Origin of the sequence: Fibrobacter sp. UWB4 (assembly GCF_002210345.1) — a bacterium.
In the GTDB taxonomy this organism is placed as follows: domain Bacteria; phylum Fibrobacterota; class Fibrobacteria; order Fibrobacterales; family Fibrobacteraceae; genus Fibrobacter.
Window position 1 is genome coordinate 921,409 of sequence record NZ_MWQI01000001.1, and the last position, 17,572, is coordinate 938,980.

The following is a 17,572-nucleotide window of genomic DNA, read 5'->3' on the forward strand; positions in this document are numbered from 1 at the left end:
GACAACTACATAAGGCGAGCGTCGTGCCGGCAAGTTTACTTGCAGGCATGATTGAGCCGAACAGTTGGGACTAAGCGAAGCGATAGCCCCACGCTTTCCCCTCTTCCATCCGCCTTACTTCTTCACATGCCTGTGGTACTCCTGCAAGCTGCATACTTCGAATCTTCCGAAGTCGTGCTTGTCCATGAGGCCTTCCACGGTAGAGGTGAGGGCGGCGATGGTCGTCGTGATAGGAATGCCCGAGACAACGGCCTTGGAGCGCATCTGGATTTCGTCGACCATGGCTTCTGCGCCGGTTTCGGTGGTGTTCACGATCCACTGCACTTCCTTATCGTGGATAAGGTCGAGCAGGTTCGGACGGCCACGGGAGATGCGGAACACGGCGCGAGTCTTGATGCCTTCGTTGTAGAGCATGGTGGAGGTGCCGCGGGTGGCGTACAGTTCGTATCCGAGGTTCACGAGCTGGCGAATAAGCGGTACTGCCTTCTGCTTGTCTTCGTCCTTGAGCGAGACGAAGATGTTGCCCTGGCTCGGGACCTTGTTGCCGGAAGCCAGCTGGCTCTTGAGGTAGGCGAGGCCGCGGTCGCGATCGAGGCTCATGACTTCACCGGTAGACTTCATTTCCGGAGAAAGCGTGATATCGACGCCCGGGAACTTGACGAACGGGAACACGGCTTCCTTGACGCTCACGTAAGGCACGCGGACTTCTTCGGTAAAGCCAATCTGTTCGAGAGATTCACCGGTCATGCAGCGTGTGGCATAGCTTGCAAGCGGCACGCCGATGGACTTGGACACAAACGGCACCGTGCGGGATGCACGCGGGTTCACTTCGATCATGTAGAGTTCGCCATCCTTGACGGCGAGCTGCATGTTCATGAGACCAACGACGTGGAGTTCCTTAGCAAATTCCTTGGCGAATTCACGGACCTTGTCCTGAATTTCTTTGGAGAGGGTCATCGGCGGGATGACGCTGGCGGAGTCACCAGAGTGGATGCCTGCGGGTTCCACGTGTTCCATGATGGCACCGATAACGGTGTGCTTGCCGTCGCTGATGCAATCAACATCGAGTTCGGTGGCGTCTTCGAGGAAGCGGTCGATGAGGATCGGCTTGCCTTCGCCAATGGCGGCAGCTTCTTCCACGAACTTGCGGAGGTACTTTTCCTTGTAGACAATCACCATGCCGCGGCCACCGAGAACGAAGCTCGGGCGCACGAGAACCGGGTAACCGATCTTATCGACAATGGCGAGGGCTTCTTCGACGTTGTGTGCAATGCCGCTTTCGGCCTGCTTGATGCCAATCTTGGTGACGAGTTGCTTGAAGAAGTCGCGGTCTTCGGCGAGGTCGATGTCTTCGGGGCTTGTTCCGATGACATTTGCACCAGCCTTCTTGAGACGCATGGCGAGGTTCAGCGGAGTCTGACCACCGAACTGAACAATCACGCCCGCGCACTTTTCGCGTTCGTAAATGCCCATCACGTCTTCGAGCGTCAGCGGTTCAAAGTAGAGCTTGTCCGAAGTATCGTAGTCGGTAGAAACCGTTTCGGGGTTAGAGTTCACCATGATGACTTCGAAGCCGTGCTTGCGGAGCGTGAATGCAGCGTGGCAGCAGCAGTAGTCAAATTCAATGCCCTGGCCGATTCTGTTCGGACCGCCGCCGAGCACCATAATGCGTTTTTTGCTCTGGTGACCCGGAATTTCGCGGACCGGTTCGGTATTGTCGGCGTAGCAGCTATAGTAGTAAGGAGTGATAGCTTCGAATTCGCCGGCGCATGTATCGACGGAGTAGTAGCTCGGGATGAGGCCGATCTGCTTACGTACTGCCATGACTTCTTCCGGAGTCTTGTGGAAGAGGTAACCGATCTGGATATCGCTGAAGCCGAATTCCTTGGCCTGGCGGAAGAGAGCCTTATCCTTGGCGAGGTTTTCGAGAGAACCGGCTGCTGTGATTTCGTCTTCGAAGCAGGCTAGTTCTTCGAGGTGACGGAGGAAGTAGCGGTCGATTCTGGTCACATCGTAAAGTTTTTCGATGTCCCAGCCGCGACGGAATGCTTCGTAGACCACGAAGATGCGTTCTGCACTCGGGCGGGCGACTTCCTTGGCGAGCGTTTCGTCGTCGTATTCCTTGAACTTTTCGCACTTGGCGCAAGCACCGAATCCGCCGAATCCCGTTTCGAGAGAGCGGAGAGCCTTCTGCATGGCCTGCTTGAAGTTGGTACCGATGGCCATCGCTTCGCCTACAGACTTCATCTGGGTGCCCAGCGTGGAATCGGCCTTCGGGAACTTTTCGAAGGTGAAGCGCGGAACCTTCACGACGACGTAGTCGAGAGCCGGTTCGAAGCAGCTCGGAGTCGTTTGCGTAATGTCATTGCGGAGTTCGTCGAGTGTGTAGCCCACGGCGAGGAGAGCTGCAATCTTTGCGATGGGGAAGCCCGTTGCCTTGGAGGCAAGAGCGGAAGAACGGGACACACGCGGGTTCATTTCGATGATGATGCGGCGGCCGGTCTTCGGTTCGATAGCCCACTGCACGTTAGAACCACCGGTTTCTACGCCGATGGCTTCCATGACCTTCAAGGAGTCATCACGCATAGCCTGGTAAGCGCGGTCATCAAGGCTCTGGATCGGAGCGACCGTGATGGAGTCACCCGTGTGAACGCCCATCGGGTCGAGGTTTTCAATGGAGCACACGATAACGGCATTGCCCTTCTTATCGCGCATGACTTCCATTTCGAATTCTTTCCAGCCAAGCAGCGATTCTTCGATAAGCACTTCGTTGTTGAGCGAGGCGTCCAAGCCGCGGTTCACGATGGTTTCGAATTCTTCTTCGTTGTGGGCGATACCGCCACCAGTACCACCAAGCGTAAAGCCCGGACGGATGATCAAGGGCCAGCTTCCGATGGTGTGGGCGATAGCGGTTGCTTCGCTCATGGAGTGTGCGGAACCGGAACGGGGGAGGTCAAGCCCAATCTTGAGCATGGCTTCCTTGAACAAGTGACGGTCTTCGGCGCGCTGGATGGATTCGGCTTTAGCACCAATGAGTTCCACCTGGTAGCGGTCGAGAATACCGCGTTCGTTGAGTTCCATGGCGAGGTTCAAAGCGGTCTGGCCACCGAGTGTGGGGAGCAATGCATCGGGGCGTTCGCGACGGATAATTTCGTGCAAAATATCGACGCTCAGCGGTTCGATGTAGGTGCGGTCAGCCATTTCCGGGTCGGTCATGATGGTTGCTGGGTTGGAGTTCACGAGCACCACTTCGTAACCTTCACGACGAAGCACCTTACAGGCCTGTACGCCGGAGTAGTCGAATTCGCAGCCCTGGCCAATCACAATCGGGCCAGAACCAATGAGCATAATCTTCTTGATGTCGGTACGCTTAGGCATTCTTGCCTCCCTTGAAATCTTCAATCATCTTCTTAAATTCTTCAAACAAGTACATGGAATCGTTCGGACCCGGGGCAGATTCCGGATGGTACTGCACGCTGAATGCCGGGAACTTTTTGTGGCGGATGCCTTCGACCGTGTTGTCGTTCAGGTTGATGTGCGTGACTTCGACATCGGCGGGGAGAGATGTTTCGTCAATGGCGTAGTTGTGGTTCTGCGACGTGATTTCGACAGCGCCCGTCAAGAGGTTCTTGACCGGATGGTTGCAGCCGTGGTGGCCGAACTTGAGCTTGGAAACTTTAGCACCGAGAGCAAGGCCGAGGAGCTGGTTACCCAGGCAGATGCCCATGAGTGGAATCTTGCCGAGGAGCTGCTTGACCATGTTGTAAACCTGCGGGAGGCTGTTCGGGTCGGCAGGGCCGTTGGAGAGGAATACGCCATCCGGCTTCTGTTCCATGATCTTTTCGTAGCTCGTGCCAATCGGCATGACCGTGATGCGCATGTCCTGAGCGACGAGGTTTCTCAAGATGTTCGTCTTGATACCGAAATCGAGAGCAACGATATGGTACTTGCCTTCGTTGTTGAATTCGTAGCCGTTCGGGTCGGAGACCTTGCTCGCGTAGTCCTGACCGTCGAGGCCTTCCCAAGCTTTCGCCTTTGCGATTGCTTCAGCTTCGGTCATTTCCGTGTCTTCGACGTGGAGGTAAGCCTTCTGGGCACCGTGGGTGCGGAGGTGGAGCGTGAGGGCGCGAGTATCGACGCCTGCAATGCCAGCCTTCTTCTGGGCGAGCATATAATCATGAAGCGATTCTTCGTTCAGTTCCTTGGAAACCCAGTCGAGGGAGTTCACGACAATGCCGTTCAAGAAAACCTGGCGAGATTCGGACTTTTCAAAGTTCGTAGCGTAAGCGCCAACTTCGGCCGTGGTGAAAACCACGAACTGACCGGCGTAAGACGGGTCGGTCAAAATCTGCTTGTAGCCAGCCATACCAGTATTGAACACGGCTTCGCCTACGGTGTCTTTCTTTTCGCCAAAGGCGTAACCGTGGAATACGGCTCCGTCAGCCAAGGCTATAAAAGCCTTGCGCTCGCGCTTTGCTTTCCATTGAAATTTTTCGTTCATGATTTACTCGTTGCTAGAATGTAAAAAGCGGGTGTTTCCACGCCGTCATCCTGAGTGAAGTGCGTAGCACGAAAACGAAGGATCCAGGGCTGAAATAACTGGATTCTTTGCTTCGCTCAGAATGACGATGCAGTGTACAATAAAAAAGGCAAAAGCTAAATGCCTTTGCCTTAAAAATAAAACTCTTGAAAAAATGAATAGTCTTGTCAAAAACTGAAACCCAACCGACCTTTTTGTGGGCCGAAACTGCTTCCTTGAAGGCGAGTTCGAAGTCGACAAGTTCCATTCTTTTCATCGGGGGTAATTATAGTAAATTGACCGGTTCGCGACAATCCATTTTAAAAAATTTTTTGATCAATTTTTGCAGTTTTTGCAGGGCTTTTTTCATTTGACAAAAAATGTAAAATCAAAAGGGGGCAACGCCTAAATCGGAGGCTCCTGATTTTACTTTAGCAAGGATTTCGAGGCCGGTGAGTTTTTGCATCATGCGGATGTTGTCGTCTTCCATTTCAAGATTATTGCTTTCGCCATAGCGGTTCACGATGATCCCGCGAATGTCGAGACCGCGGCTTTTGGCATATTCGACTGTGAGAACGCAGGCGTTGATGGAGCCTAGCGCAGCTGTTGTGACTATAAGCAACGGAAGATCGACCGTTTTCATGATGTCTTCAAGAAAGATCTTTTTGCCGTTCGGGTCGGAGTTGCCCAAGCTGTCTACATCGTCGCGGATGGGACAGATGATGCCGCCGGAACCTTCGACAAAGACGAATTTGTGTCGGGTGCATGCTTCGTTGAAATCAACGGCAACTTTCGAAAGTTCAACCGGGTTTCCTTCTTTGCGGGCGGCAAGGTGTGGCGATACCGCTTCCTTGTATACATAGCTGACCAGCTGTTCTTGCGTGTCGGGGAGTCCTGCAATGCGCTTGACGTAGTCGGCATCGCCTGCAATCCATTGACCGTCGCGGAGTTCTGCACCGCTGAGAGCTGCCTTGTAGTAGCCGGCGTCAATTCCCGAATCTCTCCATTTCTTGACAAGGAGTGCCGTAATGAAAGTCTTGCCGACATCCGTGCCGGTAGCCGTAACGAAGTAACCTTTTGATTTAGATGAGAGACTAGAGACGAGAGACGAAAGATTTTTGTTACACATAGTTTGTTGATTTTATAACTTGGGCAATTGCTTTTGCTGCGCGTTCGAGTTCTTCGTGCGTGTGCGTGGCCATGAGGCTTGCGCGGAGTCTCGCTTGTCCTTTCGCTACTGTGGGGTAGCGGATTGCAGGAATCACGTAGCCGCGCTCGAGAAGTTTTGCGGACGCGTTGAGTGCAGTCGCTTCATCTCCAATGATAACCGGAATGATTGCAGATGGTGACTGCGGTACGTTTAAGCCTTCCCGTTGTAAAGCCTCGCAGAAAAATTTCACGTTTTCTTGCAGTTGCTGAACGCGTTCCGGGTGTGATTCCAGGAATCGCAAGTTCCTGAGTGCGCCTGCGGCCATTGCCGGCGACATCGCTGTCGTGAAAATGAAACTGCGAGACTTGTTTTTCAGAAATTCAATGAGTTGTTTTTTTCCAGCGACGAAACCGCCTTCGCATGCAATGGCTTTGCTCAAGGTGCCTACGGTGACGTCGGCATGTTCGCATCCGTAATGTTCGGCAAGCCCGCGTCCTGTTCGCCCAATGACGCCTGTGGCGTGTGCTTCGTCAATCATCAAGAGGCAGTTGTATGTGTGCGCAATTCGCAAAAGCTCTGGCAAGTTTGCAAGGTCACCGTCCATGCTGAAAACTGCATCTGTGACGATTAGCATTTTTTGATTCGTTGCATTTTCCTGGATGGCGCGCTCCAGGTCTGTCATGTCGTTGTGCTTGTAAACTACACATGTAGCGCGTGAAAGTCGGATGCCGTCGATAATGCTTGCGTGGTTCAGGGCATCGCTAAAGATAATGTCGCTTTTGCCGCACAAAGCAGAAATCGTCCCGACGTTTGCCATGTAGCCAGTGTTGAATGTAATTGCCGCCTCTTCGCCCTTGAACTTTGCGAGTTCGATTTCGAGTTCGTCGTGAGGTGTTTTATTGCCAGTCGTAAGGCGTGCGCCTCCGCTTCCCGTTCCCCAGTCAAGAACGGCTTGTGCCATCGCTTGTTTTAATTCTGGGATGTTGGCCAAGTCGAGATAAGAGTTGGAGGCGAGAAGAAGTTGTTCGCTTGATGCGTGAGCATCGGCAACGTGAATCTTTACATGCGATGATTCAGGGGTTTCCATCGTACGCAAGGTACGGTAGGTGTTGTTGAGCTTTGCCGTCTCTAAAACATCTTTTGTAAAATCGTCAAGAAGTTTGCTATTCATTCTAATCCACTAATACTTTTTTCTTTTGCAAGTATTCAATGCAGTCTTTCGCTTTTGCCTTTCGTGAATCGAACAAGAAAATGCGGCCTCCGTTTTCGTCGCCCATTTTCTTCATCTTCATAATGCGTATATAGCCGAGTTCCTTACTTGCGACATAGCCTGTTACATAATTCGGGTCGTCGCTCACGCAAAATTCTGCGACCATTCCCGGGGCATTTGCAACTTTGGTCGCAAGCACGATGGCTTCGTTAAAGTGATTTTTGCAGCCATCGACTTCGCTTGAATGGAGTGCGTCCATGTATGTCGCGCGTACACCGCGTTCGTGGTCGGGCTCGAGGCGCTCGCCGGTCGCTATGTCATAGAGCATCGCTCCTCGCATAGGGAATGTCTCGCGCAAGAGTGCCTGCAATTTTATACGCAGTTCCTTGAGATTTTTCGCGGAATCGGTCGCGTTTTCGGAACTCATCAGCGGTGCGATTAAATCAAAAGCCTTGTCCAGTCCCTGTTCTGCGCTTTCGACATCTATGCGTGTCACGGGGAGCGCCTTTAAAATCTGGATATCGTTTTCGTTTACTTTTTCAATCTTGACGTTTATAAAGTCCGGGTCGCCTTTGGAATGTGTCATTGCACGGCGAACCATTGCTGAACATACCGCTTCTACGGAGTCTCTCGTTACAATTCGTTCGGCGCCGGATATGTGTTGTTCGTGTGCGCCCTCACCTTCGCCGATATGCTGTGATGCGCGCATCTTTAAACTGTAGTAGTCCATTTTTATTCCCAGCGAATTATCTCTTTACTCGTGAAATTCGTCATCGCCTTCAATAACTGGCGCTGGCTTACATTCTCCAATAAGTTTAATCGCTTCGCAAATGCGGTCCAGTTCTGCATCTGTCGTAATGAGCGGAGGCATGGTGTAGACGTAATTGCAGAACGGCCTGAGCCATACGCCCGTTTCGCGGATGACCTTCTGGATGTCTTCGGCAGTGGGCTTCGCCTTGAGTTCCAGGACGCCGATGGCGCCCAGTACGCGGACATCGGCTGCATTCTCGAGTGAACGGAGGGGTTCAAGGTTAGCACGGAGGCGCTTTTCGATGCGGGCGACGCTTGTTGCGTAATCGCGGCTCTCGAACAGGGAAAGCGATGCGATGCCTGCTGCGCATGCAAGCGGGTTTGCCATGTAGGTTGGCCCGTGCATGAATGCCGAAATTTTGCTATTCGTGATGGTTTCGGCCACTTTTTCGGAAGCGACGCAGGCTGCCATCGTTATTGAACCACCCGTCAAAGCCTTGCCGATGCACATGATGTCAGGCTTGATATAGTCGTTCTCGCCACAGCTTTTTGCGTCATTGGCGGTATGCATCATTGCGAATTTTGGACCCGTACGGAAAAATCCCGAAGCGATTTCGTCTAAAATAAGCAAGATGCCATAGCGGTTGCAGAGTTCGCGAAGCTTTTTAAGGTAATGGGCATTGTAAAGCCACATGCCGTTTCCGCCCTGAAAAACCGGTTCGCAAATTACAGCGGCTATTTCGTTTTTGTGCTGTTCGACGATTTGTTCCATCGATGTAAAATCGCTATCGTCCCACACGCCGTCGGCCCTGCAATTGGGGCGTTCTGCAAAATAATGGTGCGGCATGATACCACGGAAAAGCGTGTGCATTCCATCGGGATCGCTAAGTGCCATAGCGCCAGCGGTATCGCCGTGGTAGCCGCCTTTGAGTGCGACCAACTTGCAGCGCTCCGGCCTCCCGAGCGCATACTGGTATTGCACGGCCATCTTGGCAGCGCATTCTACAGCGATGCTCCCGGAATCGGCAAAAAAGATTTTGTTCAGGCCGTTAGGCAAAAAGTTCACCAGCTTTTCACCCAGCTCAATTGCTGGTTCGTGCGTGAAGCCGCCGAACATCACGTGGCACATTTTTTCGCTTTGTTTCTGAATGGCTTCGACAATTTCGGGTGCGTTATGCCCATGAGCCATGCACCACCAGCTCGAAACGGCATCAATAAGTTTCAGCCCGTCGGCGGTTTCAATTGTTGTTCCGTGGGCAGCCTTCGCCAAAAAACGAGAAGGCCCCTTATGTAGCGCTGCATAAGGGTGCCATAAATATTCGTTATCAAATTTTAAAAGCTTTTCCATTTGGTGCGCAATATAGAAAATCAAATCTCCATAGCGCTATGGTCTGGCAAGTACGTCGCTTGCCTCGCTTTTATTTTTTCTCGTCGGCGGCCTTCAAAAGTCCAAGGAAGAGCGGGGCCGGGTGGATCAGCGAGGACTTCAGTTCTGGGTGGAACTGGCAGGCCATAAAGTAGGGGTGGTCCGTGAGTTCCATAATCTGCATAATGTCTTCGTTGGCAGCTTTTCCGGAGAAAATGAGCTTTTGCTGGTTTGCGCCCGTCGGGTCACCCTGTTCAATCTGAGCGACGTACTGCGGATTCACTTCGTAGCGGTGGCGGAAGCGTTCGCGGATGGCGGTAGAACCGTAAACCTGGGCGGCAAGGCTTCCTTCCTTGATGACAACGTCGTGACCGCCAAGGCGCATCGTCGCACCCAAATCCTTGATGTGTTCCTGGCCAGGGAGGAACGCAATGACCGGAACTTCGACGTGGTTCGTTTCGCTTTCCATTTCGATTGTGCCTGCGCCCTGCATGCCGCAGACGTGGCGCGCAAATTCGACGACGGAGAGCTGCATGCCGTAACAAATGCCGAGGAACGGGATCTTGTTTTCGCGCACATAGCGGATGACCTGGATCTTGCCTTCGATACCGCGGCTACCGAAACCGCCTGGAACGATGACTGCGTCGATTCCCTTGAGTGCGGTTTCGACAGAAACGGTACCATTTTCAATTTTTTCCGTATCGACCCAGCGGATGTTGGCATGCAAATCCAAATGGGCGGAGGCATGTGTAATCGCTTCGACAACAGATGCGTAAGAATCTTCGAGGGCGAGGTACTTGCCGCAAATGGCAACGGTAAGCGTCTTGCGCGGATTCACGGAATTGCGCTTGAGGGCGTCCACGAGCTTGCTCCATTGATCAAGTTTCGGCGGGGCGTAAATGCCTAGCGTCTTGGAAAGAATCTCGGGAATGCCTTCGGCATCGTAAACGAGCGGGCATTCGTAAACGTGCTTCACGTCAATGCCAGAGATGATGTGGTCAGCTGGCAAGTTGCAGAACAAGCCGATTTTTGCCTTGAGGTGCGGCTTGATATATTCTTCGCAACGACCGATAACGATTTCCGGGTAAATGCCGAGCTTGTTCAAATCACGCACGGACATCTGCGTGGGCTTGGATTTCTGTTCGTTCACGCCAGACGGAATCGGGACGTAGGTGAGGTGTACGAAAATCGCATTGTGGTCGCCAACTTCGTGACTTAGCTGGCGAGCTGCTTCGATGTAAAACTGGTTTTCGAGATCGCCTACGGTACCGCCGATTTCAATCAACAGCACATCCGCTTTTTCCTGGTTTGCAATTCTGTAGAACTGTTCCTTGATAAGGTCTGTCACGTGCGGGATGAACTGCACCGTATGACCGAGATAGTCGCCGCGACGTTCCTTTTCGAGAATCATCTTGAAAATGCGACCCATCGTGAGGCTCCAATCTTTCTTGGCGGTCACGTTCAAAAAGCGTTCGTAGTGGCCGAAGTCCATATCGCATTCGCCACCGTCATCCAAAACAAAAACTTCACCATGTTCGGTCGGGTTCATTGTGCCCGGGTCCGTGTTCAGGTAACCATCGCATTTGACTGGAACCACCTTCATTCTAGCAGAAAGCAGCGCCCCGATGGACGCTGCTGCTACCCCTTTGCCGAGTCCGGAGATGACGCCTCCGGTGACGATAATAAACTTTGTCTTGCCGTTGTATCTATGCTGTAATGCCATTTTAATTTTCCTAATTTACACAAATTGTAATTCTTTTGTGGCTATAAGCAAAAGGTGTGCCAAAAATCAAAAACATCGAAATTTGCAAAAATTTAAAGAATTATCTGTTTTGAAATTTTACAAAAATTGTAAATAATATGGTTTTTGATTACAATTAATGTAAAAATCACCCGCCTTTCGGCGAGTGATCTTGTCTTCGGTTTTGATGTGCTTAAATCGTTTTACGAGTGCCGCGCATTTCAACTAGTAAATGAAGTGACATTGAGCCGTGCACCTTCGACGCACGGCTGATGCTTTTCATTAATAAATGAAAAGCATCTCGCGATATTTCGGAAGCGGCCACTTTTCGTCCGGGACAACCTTTTCGAGAGCGTCCACGACCAAGCGGAGGTCGAGCATGCCGTTCAAGATATCTTCGTGCTTCCCTGCGAGAGCCTTTTCCATCACTTCGATTGCTGCGAGCAACTTCTTGATGCCTTCGCCAAGCGGCTTGGCGTAAGAATCGAGAGCCGGGAGACCCTGGTTCAACGCCATTTCGTTTGCCTTGAGAGCGGTGGAGTATGCTTCAATAGCCTGCGGGAGGATGATGTCCTTTGCCATATCGCGTGCGATTTCGCCTTCAATGTGAATCTTCTTGTGGTAGTCTTCCATGTTGACTTCGTAACGGGAGTCGAGTTCGCGCTTGTTGAACACACCGTACTTTTCGAAGAGGGCGACGTTTTCTTTCTTGGTGAGAGCCTGGAGTGCTTCCATCGTGGTGCGAATGTTCGGGAGACCGCGCTTTGCTGCTTCTTCAACCCATTCGTCGGTATAGCCGTTGCCGTTGAAGATAACACGCTTGTGTTCCTTCACGATCTTCTGCAAGAGCTTCTGGAGTTCTTCGTGGAACTTGTCGGAAGGAACGCTTGCAAGCTTGTCGGCGATAATGTCGAATGCTTCGGCAACGATCGTGTTGAGGATAACGTTCGGTTCAGAGCAGCTCTGGCTAGAACCCGGTGCACGGAATTCGAACTTGTTGCCGGTGAATGCGAACGGAGAAGTACGGTTGCGGTCCGTAGCGTCACGCGGGAGCGGCGGAAGGGTGTCGGAACCGAGCTTGAGAGCGCCAGCCTGCTTGCTGGACTTCGGATCGCCCTTTTCGAGCTGGTCAACGACGTCAGCAAGCTGGTCGCCGAGGTACATGGAGATGATTGCCGGAGGAGCTTCGTTTGCGCCAAGACGGTGGTCGTTACCGGCACTTGCAACAGCCATACGGAGCAAGTCAGCGTGAGTATCGACAGCGTAAATCACAGCGCAGAGCGTGGTGAGGAAAATGGCGTTCTGGTGCGGATCCTTGCCCGGGTTCAAGAGGTTGGTCTTGCCGTAGTTCACAGACCAGTTGTTGTGCTTACCAGAACCGTTGATGCCGGCAAACGGCTTTTCATGGAGGAGGCAGACGAGTCCGTGGCGGTCAGCAACCTGACGGAGGACTTCCATAATCTGCATGTTGTGGTCGCAAGCGAGGTTTACTTCTTCGAACATCGGAGCAAGTTCGAACTGAGCCGGAGCGACTTCGTTGTGGCGGGTCTTGGCCGGAATACCGAGCTTCCAGAGTTCCTTTTCCACATCGTTCATGAAGTTCAAAATGCGGGACGGAATGCTACCGAAGTAGTGGTCTTCCATCTGCTGGTGCTTTGCCGGAGCTGCACCGAACAAGGTGCGGCCAGCCTGGTAAAGGTCCGGGCGCTGGAGGTAGAAGCGCTTGTCGACGAGGAAGTATTCCTGTTCGGCACCAAGCGTGACGGTGACTTTCTGCTGGGCGACACCGAAGAGGCCCATGAGGCGGTCAGCGGATTTCTGCAAAGCCTGGATAGAACGGAGAAGCGGAGTCTTCTTGTCGAGTGCTTCACCTGTGTAGCTACAGAAAGCAGTCGGGATGCAGAGCGTTGCACCGTTGCCGTGACGCTTGATGAATGCCGGGGAAGTCGGATCCCAAGCGGTGTAACCACGAGCTTCGAAAGTAGAACGGAGACCACCGCTCGGGAAAGAAGAAGCGTCCGGTTCGCCGACGATCAGGTTCTTGCCGCTGAAAGCGAGGATAGCCTTGTCACCTTCGGGTTCCAAGAAAGAGTCGTGCTTTTCGGCGGTGGAACCGGTAAGGGGCTGGAACCAGTGAGTAAAGTGAGTAGCGCCACGATCAAGGGCCCACTTTTTCATGCCGTGTGCAACTTCGCCAGCGATGCTCGGGTCGAGCGGTGCGCCATCGTCGATAGTTGCGAAAAGCTTTTTGCAGATGTCTTTCGGCAGGTAAGTGCGCATGGCGTCGGCGTTGAATACGTCTTCACCATAAAAGTCGATGTTTGCGGGGGCTGCGGCCATGTTTGCGCCGGCGGCTTCGCTCGCGATTTCCTTGATTGCTTTTAATCTATATGCGTTGCTCATTTGGCAAACTCCTTATTGTTTTTTGTTTTTCGCTGCCCTATTTGCAAAAAGTGTGCCAATATGTAATTTGAGTGGTTTTATGCGTAAAATGTGTAATTTACGCATTTCTATCCCTCTTTACAAAAAACGATGTTTTCCAAATTTTGGAAAAACGGCTGTAAATATACAGAAAATGTAAAATAAGGAGGTGGCTTAACCTCGTTGTCATACTTTTTCTTTTTATGCTTGCTTTTTTGTGCAGTTAATATTATATTTAGTGAACAAAAAGGCAAGTAAACAAGTGTGTCGTTAAAAGCAATGGGCAAAAATGGATATACGCGATAAACTGAACATTCTGGGTGATGCTGCCAAGTACGATGTTTCATGCTCATCGAGCGGTTCCAAGCGCAATTCGCCAAAAGGCGGAATGGGGTGCGGGCACAGCTCGGGCATTTGCCACACGTGGAGCGCCGATGGTCGCTGCATTTCGCTATTGAAGGTTTTGTTCAGTAACGCCTGCAAGTACGATTGCGCCTATTGCGTGAACCGTCGCAGTAACGATATCCCGCGAGCAACTTTTACACCGAAGGAACTCATCAACCTCACGCTTGAGTTTTACCGCCGTAATTACATTGAAGGGCTTTTCCTGAGTTCTGCCGTGATAGGCAATCCTGACTATACGATGGAGCTTTTGATTAAAGTGGCTAAGGAATTGCGTCTGGTGCACCATTTTGGCGGGTACATTCACTTGAAGGCGATTCCGGGGGCTAGTTCGAGACTTTTGTTTGAGGCGGGGCTGTATGCCGACCGCAGCAGCGTGAATATCGAAATTCCTTCGGACAAGCAGCTGCAATACCTCGCACCCGAAAAGAATTTCGCCTCCATTTACCGCCCAATGAATTTCTTGGCGGAACGCAAGCTTGAATACAAAGCGGACAAGTCCAAGTATTCTCCGAAGTTCTTGCCGGCGGGGCAAAGTACACAGATGATTGTCGGAGCGTCGGGGGAGACTGATTTCCAGATTTTGACGCTCTCGGCGGGCTTTTACAAGCAGCAGCAAATGAAGCGTGTTTATTTCTCGGGGTATGTTCCCATAAATGCGGACAAGCGCTTGCCTGTAATTACCACAAAACCGCCGCTTTTACGCGAACACCGGCTTTATCAAGCCGACTGGCTCATGCGTTTTTACAAGTTCGAGTACAACGAGATTCTCGATGAGAAAAATCCATTTCTGGACCCGGATTTAGACCCGAAAGTGATGTGGGCACTCCGCCATCCGGAATGCTTCCCGGTCGATTTGCAGACCGCTGATTACGAGATGATTTTGCGTGTGCCCGGCATTGGCGTGAGGTCTGCGCAACTCATTGTAAGCGGCAGGCGTTATTCTAAAATTAGGCTTGAACATTTGAAGAAAATGGGGGTGGTGCTCAAGCGCGCGAAATACTTCATTTACGATAGTGACGTGCCGCGAGAACTCCACAAGCTCTATCCCGAGATGATTCGCCCGTTGCTTATTGCGGGCAAGCCCAAGAACGATCAACTCGACCTGTTCGACTCCATGCCCGCCGCACTCCACGCACCAGCCAAAGCACAGTCATCAGCAAATGCGTTGCCTATTGCAAATAACTAATGACCATTGACTAACATCTCCAAAGTTCAACCGTCTACCGCCTACTTGTACTCTCGCTTCGCTCAAGTACCAAATGCTAGCCTCGGTCATGTCCAAGCAAGCTTGGCCGCGACACTCGACTTACGCATTAGTCCTACTGTCTACTTCCAACTAAATTATGTCCCTCGCAATTCATTACGATTCTACTTTCGATGGCTTCTTGAGTGCCGTTTTCGAGATATACCGCCAGCATCTTGATGTTTCTTGCTTTGTCGCCGAACGCACGTACGAAGCAGAACACGAAGCGGTGTCAGATCTTTTTGCGCAGCCTTTCCATGTCGAAACATCTGAAGAATCTGCCAGACGCTTGAAGCGGGCCATTATCAATGCAGCAAGCAAAGACGTCTTGAACTTGCTTGAAACCTGTTTCCGTTCCGAAGAAGCAAACATCGAGATGAACATTCTCGCGTACTTGCGCAAGCTTTTTGCTGGGCTAGACCCGAACTACGGCCGCAATCCATCAAGCCTTGAAATGATTCCGCTCATTACGATTGCGCGTTCCGTGCGTCGCGAAATGGACAACATGTACGGAATGGTGCGCTTCAACAAGGCTCCCGATGGCATGTACATCGCCGAGATTGAACCCAAGTATGATATTCTTGAAATGATTGTCGGTCATTTTCGCTGTCGCTATCCGAACGGCACATGGGCGATTATCGATGTCAAGCGTGGCTTTGGCGTCTATTACGAGAATTACCGGACGCATTTTGTAACGGTCCCTGATCCAAGTTACATTTCTGCTCACGCGCCTCCCGATGAATTTACGCGTATGTGGAAGTCCTATTACGACACGATGGCAATCAAGGAGCGGCTCAACCCGCGCCTGCTTCGACGTTGCCTGCCAGTACGTTATTGGAAGCATCTTCCTGAGCGCTCGTTGTCGAGCTACTCGGCAAAAACCGCCGGGAATGTTTTGCCGTCACAGCTTCCGTCAGAAGTAGCCAAGTCAAACGCGTCAGCGTCCATAAGGCTTAAATGACCAGGCCTGGGTCTTGTGGCACATATTTTGCTTGAAAAGTCAATGGTCGAGTGCTGAATTTTTTATATATGCAAAAAAATTTTGGCTCTAAAAAAACATTTAGTTGTATATTTATAATGGATTAATTGACTTTATGGAGAAAATTAAAGACATGAACGGCTCATCTGTGAAACCGGGCTTTTTCGTTCAGGATTCTTTTCTGTACAGTAAGGACAACGAAAAGGTTGTCCTTCGTGGTGTAAACCACATGTTTATTTGGACAGATCGCGAAGGCAAGACCATTCCCGAAATTGCAAAGACTGGCGCAAACTGTGTAAGAATTGTTTGGAATACTCGCGGCCGCATCAGCGACCTCGACAATATCATTTCGCTTTGTATCGCAAATGGCATGATTCCTATCCCGGAAATTCATGACACGACCGGTAACTGGGACCGCCTGAGTGACGCTCTTGAATTCTGGCTTCGCGAAGAAACGCTCCAGATGATTTACAATCATCAGGAATACCTGATTTTGAACATCGGTAACGAACCAGGCGACAAGGCGCAGACTGCCGATGATTTTTTCAACGCCTATAATATCATCGTGACTAAGCTCCGTGCCTCTGGCGTACGTGTACCGATTATGATCGACGCCGACGAATGGGGCCAGAACGAAAAGAACTTGTTGAACGTAGGGCCGAAGCTTTTGCAGGCCGACCCAGAACACAACCTGATTTTCTCGATTCACATGTGGTGGCCGACCGAACGCCACAATCCGGTGGCAACAGGTTACGAGACCGTCAAGGACCGCATCAAGGCCACGCTTGAAGAATCCCTCAAGCGCAAGATTCCACTGATCGTCGGTGAATTTGCACCGGTGGCTGCTGGCGGTGTCCGTGAAATTCCGTACAAGTTTATCATGTCGGAATGCGAACGCCTGAACATCGGCTGGCTTGCGTGGAGCTGGGGTCCGGGTAACTTCGATAGTCCGGAAATGGACATGACGGTTCACGGTTCCTACAACACGCTTATCGGCTGGGGCAAGGAAGTCGCTGTCGATAGCCCTCTCGGAATCCAGAATACAAGCGTAATTCCGAGCTTTATTCAGAATCGAGATTTCACGACTGGTTCTCAGGGTACAGGCGCGAACATCATCGAAAACGGTGAATTTAATGCTGAAAATCCGCTTTCAGGCTGGACAACCGACTTCTGGGGTGGCAAGGGCGATGTTACCGTTAAGGATGGCGTCGTGCATTTCGACATCAAGAAAGGCGGCAAGGATTCCTGGAATCTCCAGTTCAAGCAGCATTTCGCGCTCCACAAGGGCGTCACGTACATCTTTAGCATGCGCGCTAGGGCAGACAAGCCACGTACGCTCAACGTGAACATCAAGAAGGACTGCGAAGCTTACACTCCGTATGCAAACGGCCGTATTCTTGACTTGAGCACGAGCTGGCAGAATTTCAGCTGGAAGTTCACGATGAAGGAAGAAACCGACGTGGATGCCGTGCTGATTTTCGATATGGGCGGTGTGCCCATTTCCTGGAATCTCGCAGACGTTTCGCTTGTTCATGCCCGTAGCGTTGCCGACCGCCTGAACAGGACGTTCCAGCGCAATGTGCAAAAGAACTCCGGCTACTTCAATGCGCCGAACGGTCCGTGGGAACTGCACCTCTATTCGACGAACGGCACCTTGCTTGACATTCTTGACAAGGGCAAGGGCGGGGAAGGCATGCGCCAGTATCCGAAGATCGAGCGTAGCGGCATCATGGTCATCAAGGACATTGGTTAACGCTCGGCAGAATGAAAAATTTAGGTCGCCAGTGA

The 17,572-nt window shown here is 51.5% G+C and carries 11 protein-coding genes; 3 read left to right on the forward strand and 8 right to left on the reverse strand.

Translation table 11 applies throughout. From position 1 onward, the window contains the following. Positions 1 to 114: 114 nt before the first annotated feature. From carB to B7990_RS03970, 8 genes are all read right to left on the reverse strand, one after another. Positions 115 to 3,378 carry a carbamoyl-phosphate synthase large subunit gene (carB, locus tag B7990_RS03930; RefSeq protein ID WP_088639707.1) on the reverse strand — a complete coding sequence of 1,088 codons (3,264 nt, stop codon included), beginning with the start codon at positions 3,376 to 3,378 and terminating at the stop codon, positions 115 to 117. Then, entirely contained in the window at positions 3,371 to 4,501 is a 1,131-nt protein-coding gene (gene carA, locus B7990_RS03935) for a glutamine-hydrolyzing carbamoyl-phosphate synthase small subunit (protein WP_088639708.1), read from the reverse strand. The genes carB and carA overlap by 8 nt, the downstream gene beginning before the upstream one ends. Before the next feature lie 406 nt (positions 4,502 to 4,907). After that, the gene (gene bioD, locus B7990_RS03945) at positions 4,908 to 5,648 is read right to left on the reverse strand and encodes a dethiobiotin synthase (protein WP_088639710.1); all 741 of its coding nucleotides are present in this window, start codon (positions 5,646 to 5,648) and stop codon (positions 4,908 to 4,910) included. Then, entirely contained in the window at positions 5,641 to 6,840 is a 1,200-nt protein-coding gene (gene bioF / locus B7990_RS03950) for an 8-amino-7-oxononanoate synthase (protein WP_088639711.1), read from the reverse strand. Before bioF ends, bioD begins: the two co-directional genes overlap by 8 nt. 1 nt (position 6,841) lies before the next feature. Further along, entirely contained in the window at positions 6,842 to 7,609 is a 768-nt protein-coding gene (locus B7990_RS03955) for a 6-carboxyhexanoate--CoA ligase (protein WP_088639712.1), read from the reverse strand. Between the two features lie 24 nt (positions 7,610 to 7,633). Then, positions 7,634 to 8,977, reverse strand: coding sequence for an adenosylmethionine--8-amino-7-oxononanoate transaminase (gene bioA / locus B7990_RS03960; protein WP_088639713.1), 1,344 nt, complete (start codon positions 8,975 to 8,977; stop codon positions 7,634 to 7,636). A 70-nt stretch (positions 8,978 to 9,047) separates the two neighbouring features. Then, positions 9,048 to 10,718 carry a glutamine hydrolyzing CTP synthase gene (gene pyrG, locus B7990_RS03965; protein ID WP_088639714.1) on the reverse strand — a complete coding sequence of 557 codons (1,671 nt, stop codon included), beginning with the start codon at positions 10,716 to 10,718 and terminating at the stop codon, positions 9,048 to 9,050. Positions 10,719 to 11,018: 300 nt separating this feature from the next. Then, complete coding sequence (locus B7990_RS03970; RefSeq protein WP_088639715.1) at positions 11,019 to 13,139, reverse strand: glutamine synthetase III; 2,121 nt, start codon at positions 13,137 to 13,139, stop codon at positions 11,019 to 11,021. Between the two features lie 307 nt (positions 13,140 to 13,446). Here B7990_RS03970 and B7990_RS03975 point away from each other — a divergent pair, with 307 nt between their 5' ends. The 3 genes from B7990_RS03975 (at position 13,447) to B7990_RS03985 (ending at position 17,537) form a co-directional block, all read left to right on the forward strand. After that, positions 13,447 to 14,748: a putative DNA modification/repair radical SAM protein gene (locus B7990_RS03975; protein ID WP_088639716.1), complete on the forward strand. Its 1,302-nt coding sequence runs from the start codon at positions 13,447 to 13,449 to the stop codon at positions 14,746 to 14,748. 157 nt (positions 14,749 to 14,905) lie between these two features. After that, the gene (locus B7990_RS03980; RefSeq protein ID WP_088639717.1) at positions 14,906 to 15,766 is read left to right on the forward strand and encodes a TIGR03915 family putative DNA repair protein; all 861 of its coding nucleotides are present in this window, start codon (positions 14,906 to 14,908) and stop codon (positions 15,764 to 15,766) included. 133 nt (positions 15,767 to 15,899) lie between these two features. Further along, a complete protein-coding gene (locus B7990_RS03985; RefSeq protein ID WP_088639718.1) occupies positions 15,900 to 17,537 on the forward strand; it encodes a cellulase family glycosylhydrolase in 1,638 nt (545 codons plus the stop codon). Positions 17,538 to 17,572 lie beyond the last annotated feature (35 nt).

Coding starts and splice junctions, on each gene's coding strand:
- carB (WP_088639707.1), bottom strand. CDS start 3,378: ATGCCTAAGCGTACCGACATCAAGAAGATTATGCTCATTGGTTCTGGC.
- pyrG (WP_088639714.1), bottom strand. CDS start 10,718: ATGGCATTACAGCATAGATACAACGGCAAGACAAAGTTTATTATCGTC.
- B7990_RS03975 (WP_088639716.1), top strand. CDS start 13,447: ATGGATATACGCGATAAACTGAACATTCTGGGTGATGCTGCCAAGTAC.
- bioD (WP_088639710.1), bottom strand. CDS start 5,648: ATGTGTAACAAAAATCTTTCGTCTCTCGTCTCTAGTCTCTCATCTAAA.
- carA (WP_088639708.1), bottom strand. CDS start 4,501: ATGAACGAAAAATTTCAATGGAAAGCAAAGCGCGAGCGCAAGGCTTTT.
- bioF (WP_088639711.1), bottom strand. CDS start 6,840: ATGAATAGCAAACTTCTTGACGATTTTACAAAAGATGTTTTAGAGACG.
- bioA (WP_088639713.1), bottom strand. CDS start 8,977: ATGGAAAAGCTTTTAAAATTTGATAACGAATATTTATGGCACCCTTAT.
- B7990_RS03980 (WP_088639717.1), top strand. CDS start 14,906: ATGTCCCTCGCAATTCATTACGATTCTACTTTCGATGGCTTCTTGAGT.
- B7990_RS03955 (WP_088639712.1), bottom strand. CDS start 7,609: ATGGACTACTACAGTTTAAAGATGCGCGCATCACAGCATATCGGCGAA.
- B7990_RS03985 (WP_088639718.1), top strand. CDS start 15,900: ATGGAGAAAATTAAAGACATGAACGGCTCATCTGTGAAACCGGGCTTT.
- B7990_RS03970 (WP_088639715.1), bottom strand. CDS start 13,139: ATGAGCAACGCATATAGATTAAAAGCAATCAAGGAAATCGCGAGCGAA.